A 14,293-nucleotide genomic window follows, 5' to 3' on the forward strand; every position below is an offset into this window, starting at 1 on the left:
TTACGGGGGGTCGAGTGATGGCGGTGCTTCTGGCGGATGTGGGCGGGACCAATGCGCGGCTGGCGCTGGCACGAAACGGCGTCATCGATGCTGAGACCATCACCCGGTATCGGGGCGATGATTACGACAGTTTCGACAAGGTCGTGCAGACCTTCCTGACCGAGCAGGACAACCCCAGGCTGTCGGCCGTCTGCGTCGCCGTGGCGGGCCCGGTGGCGGGGGGACAGGCGGCGCTGACGAATCGCGACTGGGATTTTTCCGAGGACCGGCTCGCGCGGCTGACCGATGCCGATCATGTCCGGCTCATCAACGATCTCATGGCGCTCGGCTATGCCACGCCGCGGCTGGACGGCGACGGCGTCTCGGTGCTGCGCAGCGCCCCGGCACACCGGGCGCGCAACGCGCAGGCGCTGGTTGTCGGGGCCGGCACCGGGTTCAATGTCTGCGCCGTGCAGCATCTGCCCGGCGGGGGCATTTCCTGTCAGGAGGCCGAGGAGGGCCATACCAGCCTGCCCGCCAATATCCATGCCCGGCTGATGGAGCGCGTCGGCGCACAGGCCATGCCGGCGTTTTTCTCGACCGAAGAGACCTTTGCCGGGCGCGGCCTGGCGCAGATCCATCTGGCCATGCATGGCGAGAAGGTCGCGCGGGCCGAGGCGATCTCCACCGCCGCCATGCAGGGCGATCCCCGCGCCGAGGAGACCTATAGCCTGTTCACCGAGCTGTTCGGTCTGCATCTGCGCGAGCTGGCGCTGCGCTTCATGCCACTGGACGGAATGTTCCTGGCCGGATCGGTGGCGCGCAGCTTTGCCCATCGCACGCAGTTGCTGGAAGATGCGTTCCTGGCAGAACCCTATATGCGCCATATCCCGGAAAACACGCCTCTGCTGCTGATCCGTGACGATATGGCCGCGCTGCATGGGTGCCTTTCCGCCATTTCATGAAATTTACTTGTCCTGCGGAAGCAATTCTGGATTTCCTTAACGCAAGCTGCGACAAAAGCGGCGTGGGTAAGTGAGGCAGGTATGCAGCGAAGCGTCAGGCTAGCCGTCATCACCGTGGTGGCCGGAGCCGTTTTCGGGGCCGAGGCGCTGGCGCAATCGGCGTCGTCCTCCAACCCGTTTGCCGGCCTGACCCGCATCTTCAACCCCGCCGACCAGCCTGTCACCGACGATCAGGGCCGGGTGCTGGGCCCGCCGGTTGAGCTGGACGTGGTGGTGGTGGATGGCGATGACGATCTGAGCGGCCCGCTGCGCAACGCCTCTCTGGTGGCGGCGGCACTGGCCGAGGACCGGGCGACCGGACAGGACGTGCTGGCCGCCGCGCGCGGGGATTACGCCCGGATGCTGGGGGTGATGTTCGACGAGGGCTATTTCTCTGCCATCATCAACATCACGCTGGACGGCGTCGAAGCCGCCGAGATCGCGCCGCTCGACGCGCCGCGCTATGTCGGCCGGGTGGTGGTTGCGGTCGATCCGGGGCCGCGTTTTGCCTTCGCGCAGGCCGACCTCGCGCCGCTGGCGCCCGGAACCACCGCGATTGCGGGCTATGCCGTCGGCGAGCCGGCCGGGACCGGCGTCATCAAGCGTGCCACGTCGAGCGCGATCAGCGATTGGCGCGACGCCAGCCACGCCAAGGCGCGGGTCGCCGGGCAGGAGATCATCGCAGACCACAATGTGTCGCGGCTGGAATCGCGTGTCGATCTGAACCCCGGCCCGCCGGTTACGTTCGGGCGGCTGCAGGCGACGGGCAACGAGCGGCTCAGCACGCGGCGGATGCTGAAGATCGCGGGCTATCCCGAGGGTGAGCTGTTCGATCCCGAGAAGCTGGAGACGGTGCGCAAGCGGCTGCGCCGCTCGGGCGTGTTTTCGGCCATTACCCTGGTCGAGGCGGAGACGCTCAATCCCGACAACTCGATGGATGTGGCGCTGACGGTCGTGGAACAGAAGCCCCGCCGCATCGGGGCGGCGTTCGAGCTGTCGAATGTCGATGGCGCGATGGTGTCGGCCTATTGGCTGCACCGCAACCTGCTGGGCGGTGGCGAACGGTTCCGCATCGAGGCGGAGGTCAGCGACATCAGCGCCGATGCCGACGAACAGGATTATTCCTTCGGCGTACGCATCGATCGCCCGGCCACGCTGAACCCGGACACGACGGGCTACATCGCCCTGGACCTGTCCGAGGAGCACGAGCCGGAATATTACAAGCGCAGCGGCGAGTTCTCGATCGGGTTCAACTATATCCGCAGCGAGCGGCTGACCGCCGATATTGCGCTGTCCTATACGCGGTCGCGGGTGAATTACGGCACGGGTTACTACGATTACGAAACCATCTCGCTGCCGATGGGCGTCATCTGGGACCGGCGCGACGACATGAACAACGCCAAGCGCGGCTACTGGCTGTCGGGCGAGGCCACGCCGTTTGCGGGGTTGCAGGGCACCGGATCGGGGCTGCAGCTGACCGGCGAGGGCCGGATCTATCGCAGCATGCTGGAGGGTGATCGGCTGACTTTCGCGGCGCGCGGGCGGGCGGGCACGGTGCTGGGGCCCGATATTCTGGAGGTGCCGCCCGATTACCTGTTCTTTTCCGGCGGCGGCGGGACCGTGCGCGGGCAGCCTTACGAGTCGCTGGGATTCGACGTGCCGCTCCAGAACAGCACCGAAGACGCCTATGTCGGCGGGCAGAGCATCGTGAATCTCAGCCTGGAGACCCGGTTTCAGGTGCGGGAGAGGATCGGTGCGGTCGCCTTTGTCGATGCCGGCAAGATCTGGGATGAGGGCGCGTTTCAGGGCGAGGCGAAATGGCATGCCGGTGCCGGGGTCGGGGTGCGCTACGACACGCCCATCGGCCCGATCCGGCTGGATGTCGCGACCCCGATCCAGGGCGACGACGATGACAACAAGGTGCAGATTTACCTCGGGCTGGGGCAGGCATTCTGATGGGGATTTTGTCGCGCATCCTGCTGCTGCTGTCGCTTCTTCTGCTGACGCCGGCCTCCTTCGCGCAGGAGGGTGAGACCGGGGACGCGACGGTGGCAGAGATCGCGGCCGAGGAATCGAGCGATCAGGGATTCTTGACCCGCTTCCTGCAAAACCGCCTGTCGAGCGCCGGGCGCTCCGTCGAGATCACCGGGTTCCAGGGGGCGCTGTCCTCGCGCGCCACATTCGAGCGGATCGTGATCGCGGATGCCGAGGGGGCGTGGCTGACGCTGCATGACGGCGCGATCCAGTGGAACCGCTCCGCCCTGCTGCGGGGCCGGGTCGAGGTGGGCGAGCTGACCGCAAGCCTGATCGAGATCCCGCGCGGCCCGGTCGCGGGCGAGGAGGAGCCCGAGGCCCGAGCCACCGCGCGCAGCTTTGCCCTGCCCGAGTTGCCGGTGGGCATCCAGATCGAGTTGATCGACGCCGAGCGCGTGGTGCTGGGCAGCCCGCTTCTGGGCGAGGAGGCGGAGATCACCGTCAATGGCTCCATGTCGCTGGCGGGTGGGGAAGGCGTTGCCGATCTGGTCATCAGCCGCACCGACGGAAAGAAGGGCGAATTCACCTTTGACGGCAGTTTCGACAATGACAGCCGGGTGCTGAATATCGATTTGTCACTGGACGAGGATCCGAACGGCATTTTCAGCCGCATCGCCCGGCTGGACGGGCGGCCCTCGGTCACCGCCCAGATCAACGGCGCCGGCCCGTTGAGCGATTACCAGGCCGATATCCAGCTTGCCACCGGCGGTGTGGAGCGGATCAGCGGCGATCTGAGCTTCATGGCCGAGGAGGGCGCGGACGGCACATCCGGCAACCGCTTCGCGCTCGATCTCGGTGGCGATATGGCCAGCCTGTTGCCGCCGGAGAACCGCGAATTCTTCGGGGACAGCACCCAAATCGTCGCGCGCGGCTGGCGCGCCGATACCGGCCGGCTGGAGGTCGAGTCGCTGAATTTCGACACAGACGCGCTGAAGATCGCCGGGCAGCTTGCGACGAATGACCAGAACGCCCCGCAAATGCTGGATCTGAGCATTGATTTCGGCGAGGAGGCCGGGGCCCAGACCCTGCCGGTGACGATCCCCTTCGTCGAGCCTCGGGTGACGGTGCTGTCGGGGAACCTGGATGTCGGCTACGACGCCTCGGAAGGCTCGGACTGGTCGCTGAGCGGCTGGCTGACCGAGATCGACCGCGAGGCGATGCGGCTGTCGCGGCTGGAGTTGGACGGCCAGGGGCAGGTGGTGCTGGGTGAAGGCGAGAGCCTGGAGCAGATCGATGGCCAGATCGGGTTTGACGCCAACGGGATCGAACTGGTCAGCGCGCGGCTGCAACAGGTGGTGGGCGACCGGATCGCCGGATCGACCGGGTTCGACTTCACGCCCGGCCAGGTGATCGATCTGACGGGGATGGAAATCTCGGGCAAGGATTACGCCCTCGACGGGGCGCTGATGATCGACGGGCTTGCCAGCGGCATCGTGCTGTCCACCACGCAGCTTGTCGCGCGCCACGACAATCTCGCCAACCTGTCCGAGCTTGCCGGGCGCGATCTGTCCGGGCAGGCGCAGGCCGATCTGGCGGGGTATTACCAGGTCCTTTCCGGCGCGTTCGACATTGACGGCACGGTCACCGGGACGGATCTGAGCGTCGATAACGAACGGCTGGACAATCTTCTGCGCGGGCAGTCGACCATCCGCATCGGCGCCGGTCGGACCGAGGACGGGACGGAGCTGCGCAATCTCTCGGTCAACGCGCAGCAGATCTCGCTGACCGCCAGCGGCAGCGTGACCGAGGACGCGGTGGATCTGACCGCCGATTTCAACATGCCGACGCTCGCCGATATCGACCCGTCCTTCGAGGGACGGCTGACCGCAAACGCGCGGCTGACCGGCGCCACCGGGTCGCGGGTGCTCGCCGTGGACGGGATGGCGGCCGGGCTGAAAACCGGGATCGAGGCGATTGACGGGGCTTTCGCTGGGGAAACCGACCTGACGGCAGAGCTGGTGGAGGATGCGCAGGGCAGTTTCAACCTGACCGAATTGCGGCTGGACAATGACCAGCTTGCCCTGGACGGCTCCGGCACGATCAGCGGCAGCGACGTGGAGGCGCGGTTCGATCTCGACCTGACCGATCTGGCGGCCTTTGGGGACGGGTTCGGCGGGACGGTGGATGCGGCCGCGGTCATCACCACCGAGGCCGGCGCGCGCAACATCGAGGTGACCGGCACCGGGCGCGATCTGTCGGTCGGCCAGGCCGATCTGAACGCGGCCCTTGCGGGAGACACCGAATTCAGCCTGAGCGCCGAACAGCGCGACACCGCGATCGAGATCACCTCCGTCGCGCTGTCGAACGATCAGCTTTCGGCCACCGGTACCGGCCGGATCGCAGAGAACGGCACGGAAGCGCGCGCAGAGCTCAACCTGCCGTCGCTCGCCGCGCTCGGTCGCGGCTGGTCGGGCTCACTCACCGCGGATGCGACGCTGGACGAAGGCGCGGATGGCGAGCGGGTGATCCGGGTCGATGGCATCGGGCAGGATCTGAAGCTGGGGCAGCAGAATGTCGACGGTGCGCTTGACGGCCAGACCGATATCGCGATCCGGGCCAGCCAGCAGCCGGGCGGTGCGCTGACGCTGGATGCGCTCGATATCACCAACCCGCAACTGACCGCGACGGCGTCGGGCGCGTTGCAGGACGGGGCGGTCAATGGCCGCGCCTCGGCCGAGATTGCCAGCCTTGCAGCACTGGGGCGTGGCTGGTCAGGCACGCTGGACGCAGAGGCGACGATCCGCACCGACGAGGCCGGCGCGCGGCAGATCGAGGTGACGGGCAACGGCGAAAACATCAAGCTGGGTCAGGCCCAGGCCGATGCTGCGCTGACCGGGACCACGACGATTGATATTCTCGCCGAACAGGGCGCAGATGGCGCGATCCGGGTCGAGCGAGCCGATATCCGCAACGATCAGCTCAATGCGACGGCCAATGGGGTCATCAGCGAACAGAGCACCGACGCGACGGCCGAGGTGACGGTGAGCGAGCTCGCCTCTCTCGGGCTGGGCCTTCAAGGAGCGCTCGACATCTCGGCGGGGTTCAGGGACACTGGCGACGGGGCGCGGCGGCTGACCGTGACGGGCACGGGCGAGAACCTGGCGCTCGGCCAGCAGGGCAATGCCGGCACGCTGACCGGCACCACCAATATCGATCTGGCCGCGGTGGAGCGTGACGGCGTGTTCACCATCGAGCAGGCCAATCTGAGCAACGACCAGACACGCATCGTGGCGCAGGGCGTCATCGGGCCGGAGGGGACCGACGCCTCGGCAGAGCTGGAGATCAGCGATCTCAGCGCGCTCGGGCTGGGCATGTCGGGCGCGCTCGACGCCGAGGCCAGTTTGCAGGACGACGGGTCGGGCGCGCGCAACTTCACGCTGGACGGGACCGCCACGGACCTCGCGCTGCGCCAGGCCGGGGCCGACCGTGCCTTGCAGGGTGAGACCCGGATCAATGCCCAAGGGTCGGAGCGGGACGGGGTCATCACCATCGATTCCGCGCGGATCGACAACCCCAACCTGACCGCGACAGCACAGGGTGTCTACGGACCGGACCAGACGGCGCTGGATGTGGATCTTCAGGCGGAAGATCTGGCGTTTCTTGGCGGCGGGTTCGGCGGTGAGGTCGATGCGCAGGCGACGATCACCGATAGCGGGCAGGGCCGCCGCTATGACCTGACCGGGACGGCGCAGGATCTGCGGGTCGGAAATGCGCAGGCCGATGCGGCGCTTTCCGGCGAAACCCGCTTTGTCGCCGAAGCCGTACAGCGCGGCAGCGAGATCGAGATCGGCCGGCTGGACGCCGAGAACCCGCAGCTCTCGATCAGCGGGGACGGTATGCTCGGCGGCGGCCGCACCGCTTTCGATGCCGAGGCGATCAGCCGCGACCTGTCTTTCCTGGGCCCCGGTTTCGGCGGATCGCTGCGGGCCGAGGCCAATCTGCGCGACCAGGGCGGTGTCCAGGCGTTCGAGATCAACGGGACCGGCACGGATATCTCTCTCGGCGTGGCGCAGCTTGACCCCGCGCTTTCTGGCGAAACCAGCTTCTCCGCCACCGGCACGCGGCGCGGCGAGCTGATCCGGCTCGAGTCCGCCCAAGTGCAGAACGGGCGGCTGAGCGCCTCTGCCTCGGGTGTCTACGGCGCGGGCCAGACCGATCTGACCGCAGAGCTGAGCGCGCCTGACCTAGGCTTCGTCTCGCCGGGTTTCGGGGGCGGGATCGACGCCACCGCACAGATCCGCGATGAAAGCGGCGGGCGGCGCATCTCGGCGCAGGCGACCGCCAACGGGCTGCGCATCGGCAATGAGCGCGTGGACAGCCTGCTGGCAGGTCAGACACGGGCCGAGCTGGTGGCGGTGCAGACCGCCGACGGGATCGTGCTGCAACGGCTGGATGCGCGCAACGGGCAGGTGCAGATCCTTGCGGATGGCAACCCGGCGACCGGGCTGAATGTCGATGCGCGGCTGGCTGACCTTGCGCCGCTGGCGCCCGGCATTGACGGGCCGGCGCAGGCGGTGGGCACGATCCAGCAGACCGGCGCCGGCACGCAGATGGACATTGCCGTCACCGGGCCGGGGGGCACGCGCGCCCAGATCTCCGGCCTGCTGGCCGGGGCGGCGACGGATCTGCGCATGTCAGGCATCAGCAACGCGGCGGCCGCCAATGGCGCGCTGCGCACCCGCAGCATCGAGGGGCCGGTGGATTTCGATCTGCGCATGCAGGGTGAGCCGGGGCTCGATGCGCTCACCGGCGAGGTCCGGCTGAGCGGCGGGCGGCTGGCCGAGCCGCGCATCGGGCTGACCATCGACGATCTGAACCTGACCGCCCGGCTGGCGCAGGGGCTGATCGATCTGGACGTGGATGGCGGGCTCAGCGCCGGTGGCGCGCTGGCGGTGGACGGCACGGTGGATCTGCGCCCCGGCTCTCCGGTCCTCGATCTGACCGCGGTGCTAGATGAGGCGGTGGTGCGCGACCCCAGCCTGTACGAGCTGACCGCGGATGGCACGGTGTCGGTCACGGGTGTCGCGGCGGACGGCCCGCTCATCAGCGGCACGCTCAATATTCTTCAGGCGGAGTTTCGCATTCCCTCCACCGGGCTGGGCGGGGCGCAGGACATTCCCGACATCACCCATGTCGGCAGCAGTTGGCAGGCGGCGGCGACGCGGGCGAAGGCCGGGTTGGAACCCTACGGCAGCCTGGCTGCGCAGAATGCGGAGCTTGGCGGACCTGCGGCGACCCCGCCGCCCAACCCGGCGCGGTTCGATCTGACGATCAATGCCCCCAACCAGATCTTCATCCGGGGTCGCGGCGTGGACGCCGAGCTGGGCGGTGACATGCGCCTCACCGGCGATGCGCGCAATCCGGTGCCGATCGGGTATCTGTCCCTGATCCGGGGCCGGGTCGATCTGCTGGGCAAGCGCTTCGATCTGACCGAGGGGCTGGTGGAGTTGCAGGGCAGCCTGATCCCTGTGATCCGGCTGGTTGCGACGCATCAGGAAAACGACATCACCATACGCATCATCATCGATGGCGAGGTGCGCGAGCCCGACATCACCTTCGAATCCGACCCCGAACTGCCGGAGGAAGAGGTTCTGTCGCATCTTCTGTTCGGGCAGGGTCTGGACCAGATCAGCCCGCTGCAGGCCGTGCAGCTTGCCAATGCGCTCGCCGTGCTGGCGGGGCGCGGCGGGATCGGTGTCGTCGGCAATATCCGCGACGCGACCGGGCTGGACGATCTGGATCTGACGGTTGATGACGATGGCAGCGTCGCCGTGCGTGCCGGGAAATACCTGACCCGGAACGTCTATACCGATGTCGAGCTGGACGATGAGGGCAAGACCCAGATCAACCTGAATCTCGACGTGACCAACTCGGTGACGGCCCGCGGATCGGTCGGCACCGACGGCGAAAGCTCCATCGGCGTGTATTACGAGCGCGATTACTGACCGATCGCGGCGCGGGGGGCTTGGCCTGACAACCGGCCGCTCCGCGCGGCAGCGCCGAGTCGCGCTAACTCACGGAAGCAAATGCTTTACCCACGGCCCCGGCCGAATTAGGCTCCGAGCGTGTTTGACAAAAATCAAGTGCCCGGAGGGAGGGTGATGACATGAGCAAACGTGACGAGCTGATCGCGAAATACGCGGCGGACATGAAGGAAAAGATGGGCGTGACGCCCGACATGGACCTGCTGACCAAGGTGACGATCGGCTGCGGCCCGTCGATCTACAGCGCCGACAGCGAAACCGTGGCCGGCAGCGACATGGCAGAGCTGGAGCGGGTGAAGACCAACTTCCTGATGAAGAAGCTGGGGCTTCCTGACGGTCCGCAGTTGATGGAGGCGATCAAGAAGGTCATGGCGGATTACGGCAGCGCCAACCGCAACAAGTATCGCGCGGTGGTCTATTACGCGCTGACCACGCATTTCGGCAAGGAATCGGTCTATCACTGAGCGGATTGCGCGGCCCTGATGGGCTGCAGCCGAGAGATGCCTGCCGTCGTGACGATGGCAGGCATTTTTCCGTGGCAAACCGCGCCTGAACAAGGTGTTACATCGCCGGTTGACGGGCCGGGCGGCGGCGCCTGCCCGGCTTTGTTTCCGATTGTCACGGAATTGTCGGCTGATTTCTGGACGATAAACTGGCATCTCTTTGGCCACTCGCGCGTTGGGACGGCGCGCAAGGGAACTTGAATCGACCACGGGGTTACCAACATGACGACATTTCGCACCGCTACGGCAATCGGCATCATCCTGGCCGCGACGCCGGCACTGGCGCAGGTGACGCCGCAATCCGCCTGGGATCAGCTCAGCAGCTATTACGAGACGCTGGGGCTGGAGGTGGAAACCTCGTCGGTCGACGAGTCCGGCGACACGGTGACGGTGAACGATCTGGTCCTGCGCCAGACTTCGGACGATGCCGAGCTGATGCTGGATTTCGGCCAGCTCACGCTGAGCGCGAATGGCGATGACAGCGTGTCGATTGACCTGCAGGACGAGGCCAGCGGAGAGATGATCTATGACCGCAGCGAGGACGCCGCATCCGCAGATGACGGGGCCGAGACGGATGGCTCCGGCAGCGAGGCGGATGAGATGCCCGAAGCGGAAAGCAGCGACGGCGTCGAGACGGATGCCGCGAGCGAAGCGATGTCCGGCAGCGATGGCGAGGAGATGGCAGATGAGCCCGCCGCAATGCCCGAGCGCATCACCTTCACCATGCGCATGCCCGGAGAGACCATGACCGTCCGCGAGGAGGGCGGCGACAGCGTTTACGATTACACCTTCCCGACCTTCGACGTGCTGCTGGACGGGGTCGAGATGACCGACGGCACGTCGCTCAGTGAGCTGGGGCGGCTGACCTTCACCGACCTCGTCGGCACGGATCGTTTCGCCAATGAAGGCGGCACGGATGTGCGCCAGACCGGCACTGTCGCGTCGATGGAGTTGGCCTTCGACATCGCGCAGCAGGACGGGTCCGCCGTCGGCAATGTCACGGTCAACGGGTTGGGCTTCGAGAGTGCCACGAGGATCCCGGAAGGGGTCGCGCTCGATGCAGAATTCTCCGACGGTGACCTGGAAGGAGTGGCGATCTCGGGCGAGATGACGGCGGATGCGCTCACGGCGCAGATGGATTTCGACGGGCTGAACGAAGAGGGTGAGGCCGTTCAAACCGCGCTCGGGTCCGACGTGGACGGTCTGAACCTGACCTTCGCCCTGGACGATGAACGGCTGAGCTATGGCGGTGGCTCGGGCACATCGACCGTGGACATGACCCTGCCGAACCTGCCTGCACCGGTCGGCTACAGCACCGAAAGCGCCAGCTTCAATCTGGACATGCCGATGGCCGCCGACCCGGAGCCGCAGGAATTCACCGTGGACTACGATGTCTCCGGTCTGACCCTGACCGACTCCGTCTGGGCAATGTTCGATCCGCAGAACGCCCTGCCCCGCGATCCGGCATCGCTGGCCGTCAAGCTGAACGGTCTGGCGACGCTGGATGTCGGCTTCATGGACAGCGAGGCGATGTCGGATCCCGAAACTGCGCCCGGCAGCTTCGATGAGCTGAATATCGAGGAGGTGTCCGTGTCCGCCCTGGGGGCGAGCGTGAATGCCTCCGGCCAGCTCGAGTCGCCCGAGGGGGGCGATCTCTCCACCCCGGTCGGCACGATCAGCGGCCGGATCGAGGGCGCGAATGCGCTGATCGACATGCTAGGCGAGGCCGGGTTCATCCCGCAGGAGCAGATGATGGGCGTCCGCATGATGCTGACCATGTTCGCAAAGCCGGACCCGGAGAACGAGGATGTGCTGACCTCCGAGTTCGAGTTCCGCAACGGCGGTGAAATCTACGCCAACGGACAGCGGGTCAAGTAACACCGGCTGACAGCAATGATGACGGGCCGCCCCGAATAACGGGCGGCCCGGCCATTATCAGGTTGCGTCTGCGGGCGATTGGACGTTTTTTGGCTGGACCCGTTCGCCCGCCGCTGACCAAGCAGGTTCTCCATGCTCGAAGCCCTCACCCATGCCATGCTCAAGGCCGCGCGCGACGCCGGTGCCGATGATGCCGAGGCATTGGCGATCCGCGCCGCGGCGACTGGCATCGACATCAGGGGCGGCCGGCTGGAACATGCCGAGCGTGCGGAGGCGGTCGAGATCGGGCTGCGGGTTCTGGTCGGCGGGCGGCAGGCCAGCGTGTCGGGCGCCGATCACAGCCAGGACAGCATCGAGGTGATGGCGCGGCGCGCGGTGGCGATGGCGCGGTCGGGTCCGGTCGATGACAGCATCGGGCTGGCCGATCCCGATCAGCTTGCGCGCGATCTGGACGCCACCTCGCTGGAGCTGTTCGATCCCGGCGCAGAGCCCGATCCCGCGACGCTGGAGGAGCGTGCCTTGCGTGCGGAGCAATCGGCGCTCGGCGTTTCCGGCGTGGCCACGGTCGAATCCGCCAATGCCAGCTATTCGCGGCGGCAAAGCTGGATGGCGCTCAGCAACGGGTTCGAGGGCGGACACCGCCGCAGCCAGTTCTCCACAAGCTGCACCGCGATCAGCGGCACCGGCCGCGACATGGAGCGCGATCACGCAGGCGAGGGGCGGATCTGGGACGAGGACATGCCGACACCGGAGGAGATCGGCCAGCTTGCGGCGGAACGCGCCGTGTCACGCGCCGGTGCCCGCAAACCGCCCACCGGCGCCTTTCCGATCCTGTATGACGAGCGCATCTCCTCGGGGCTGATCGGGCATCTTCTGGGCGCGGTGAACGGTGCTGCCATCGTGCGCGGGTCAAGCTGGCTCAGGGATGCGATGGGCATGCAGGTTCTGCCGGGCGGGATCACCCTGCGCGAGGATCCGCATCTGCGGCGCATGTCCTCGTCGCGCGTGTTCGATGCCGAGGGGCTGGCCACCGCTCCGCGCGACATCGTGCGCGACGGCATGCTGCAGGGATGGACGCTGGATCTGGCCACGGCGCGCAAGCTGGGGCTGGTCAGCACGGCAAGCGCGGTGCGCGGGCTGGGATCGGCACCGGCGCCGGGCAATTCCAACATCGTGATGACCGAAGGCGCGCGCAGCCGTGACGAGCTGATCGCGGATATGGGCAGGGGGCTGCTGGTGACATCGCTTCTGGGCAGCAGCATCAACGCGACCACCGGCGATTACTCGCGCGGGGCGGCGGGGTTCTGGGTCGAGAACGGGCAGATCAGCCATCCGGTGAATGAATGCACCATTGCCGGAAATCTGCGCGACATGCTGTTGCGCCTCACACCGGCCAATGACGCGCGGGACTGGCGGTCGGTACGGGTGCCGAGCCTTCTGGTCGAAGGGATGACGGTTGCCGGGGCGTAGCGACATCGATCTGCTCATCGCCGCGGCGCATGGTTCCGGCAAGATCGCCCGCCGCTACTGGCGGCGAGAGCCCCGGATCTGGGACAAGGGCGGTGGTGCCGGCCCGGTGACGGAGGCCGATCTGGCCGTGAACGACTACCTGATCGACCGTTTACTGAAAGCGCGACCGGATTACGGCTGGCTGTCCGAGGAGAGCGAGGATGGCCCGGCGCGGCTGGATGCGGAACATTGCTTCGTCGTCGATCCGATCGACGGCACCCGCGCCTTCATCGACGGGCAGCCGGGCTATTCGCATTCGCTTGCCGTGCTGCGCGGCGACCGCGTCGTGGCCGGTGTGGTATATCTGCCGGAGATGGGGTTGACCTATGCCGCCACCGAGGACGGCCCCGCCAAGCTGAATGGCGAGGTGATCGCCGCCAGCGAGACGGATCTGGCGGATGCGGATATCCTGATGTCCAAGGCGGCGCTGAAGCCGGAACACTGGAAAGGCGGCACCCCGCCCGAGTTCACGCGCAGCTTTCGCCCCTCGCTTGCCTGGCGGCTGTGCCTGGTGGCGGAGGGCCGGTTCGATGCGACCATGTCGCTGCGGCCCGCCTGGGAATGGGACATTGCCGCCGGAAGCCTGATCGCGGCGCGCGCGGGATGCACGGTCAGCAACATGCATGGCCGGGCCATGCGCTTCAACAGCCGCGCGGCGCAGGTCCCCGGTCTCATCATTGCCGGGCCGAAGCTGCATGGCCAGATTACCGAGCGGATGGCCCTCGCGCCCGGCGTCGGATCGTCCCGGCCCTGAAGATCAGAACAGCGGCGGGAGATCCGCGAACGGATCGTCCGGGGCGGGCATGGTGGCCACGATCGTCGTTCCCGGCCCGCCCAGCGTGGCGATCTGCTCGGCCAGCAGGGTGACCGACTGCGAGGCGGCGGTCGCGATGGAGGCAGGGTTGTCCTGTTCTACCGGCACGGCGATATCGAAGGACCGGCTGTGATGCGACCCCGCACCGCTGCCCTCGACCGACAGGAAATACCGCCCCTTCAGCCGGAAATATCCGTCATTCGCCGCGAGCGCCTTTTCCACCCGCACATCCAGCTTGTGCTGCGGCGGCGACGACAGCGGCCAGGGCTCCGCAATGACCGAGGCGCCGGACATTTCCGATATTGCCCGCGCCAGGGTGATGGTGAAGGCGCGTTGCGGCTCGTCCGCCCACAGCACGCCGGTATTCGACCGGATCGCCCCGTCCGGCCCCTGCCAGGCGATCTCGTCGCCGGAGGCGTAGCCGGGCAGCGACACCTCGCGCAGCTCGGTCGGGCCAAGTTGGTCGCCGGTGACTTGCTGCGATGGCGGCGGGTCGATCGGGTATCTGGCGGTGTCGGTGCCATCGCCGCAGGCGGCGAGGCCAAGGCCGATCACCGGAATGGTCAGGGCAAGAAGAAAACGCTGCAT

Annotated in this window: 8 protein-coding genes; 7 read left to right on the plus strand and 1 reads right to left on the minus strand. The window is 67.1% G+C overall.

From position 1 onward, the window contains the following. The first annotated feature begins 17 nt into the window (after nucleotides 1-17). From BLT73_RS03355 to BLT73_RS03385, 7 genes are all read left to right on the plus strand, one after another. Nucleotides 18-944: a glucokinase gene (locus tag BLT73_RS03355; RefSeq protein WP_090520797.1), complete on the plus strand. Its 927-nt coding sequence runs from the start codon at nucleotides 18-20 to the stop codon at nucleotides 942-944. Between the two features lie 81 nt (nucleotides 945-1,025). Further along, nucleotides 1,026-2,939: an autotransporter assembly complex protein TamA gene (locus BLT73_RS03360; protein ID WP_143025614.1), complete on the plus strand. Its 1,914-nt coding sequence runs from the start codon at nucleotides 1,026-1,028 to the stop codon at nucleotides 2,937-2,939. Next, entirely contained in the window at nucleotides 2,939-8,962 is a 6,024-nt protein-coding gene (locus BLT73_RS03365; RefSeq protein WP_090520799.1) for a translocation/assembly module TamB domain-containing protein, read from the plus strand. The genes BLT73_RS03360 and BLT73_RS03365 overlap by 1 nt, the downstream gene beginning before the upstream one ends. 161 nt (nucleotides 8,963-9,123) lie before the next feature. Continuing rightward, nucleotides 9,124-9,465, plus strand: a complete 342-nt coding sequence (locus BLT73_RS03370) for a DUF2853 family protein (protein WP_090520801.1) — start codon at nucleotides 9,124-9,126, stop codon at nucleotides 9,463-9,465. Between the two features lie 261 nt (nucleotides 9,466-9,726). Further along, nucleotides 9,727-11,382 (plus strand): DUF2125 domain-containing protein, encoded by a 1,656-nt coding sequence (locus BLT73_RS03375; protein ID WP_090520802.1) that lies wholly within the window; start codon nucleotides 9,727-9,729, stop codon nucleotides 11,380-11,382. A gap of 132 nt (nucleotides 11,383-11,514) precedes the next feature. Next, nucleotides 11,515-12,852, plus strand: coding sequence for a TldD/PmbA family protein (locus BLT73_RS03380; protein ID WP_090520804.1), 1,338 nt, complete (start codon nucleotides 11,515-11,517; stop codon nucleotides 12,850-12,852). Continuing rightward, nucleotides 12,839-13,645, plus strand: coding sequence for a 3'(2'),5'-bisphosphate nucleotidase CysQ (locus BLT73_RS03385; protein ID WP_090520806.1), 807 nt, complete (start codon nucleotides 12,839-12,841; stop codon nucleotides 13,643-13,645). The genes BLT73_RS03380 and BLT73_RS03385 overlap by 14 nt, the downstream gene beginning before the upstream one ends. Before the next feature lie 3 nt (nucleotides 13,646-13,648). Here the strand turns inward: BLT73_RS03385 and BLT73_RS03390 are convergent, their stop codons facing one another. Next, on the minus strand, nucleotides 13,649-14,293 hold the full coding sequence (locus BLT73_RS03390; protein WP_090520807.1) for a PqiC family protein: 645 nt from the start codon (nucleotides 14,291-14,293) through the stop codon (nucleotides 13,649-13,651).

The sequence above is a fragment of the Paracoccus isoporae genome (genome assembly GCF_900101865.1).
Taxonomy (GTDB): domain Bacteria; phylum Pseudomonadota; class Alphaproteobacteria; order Rhodobacterales; family Rhodobacteraceae; genus Paracoccus; species Paracoccus isoporae.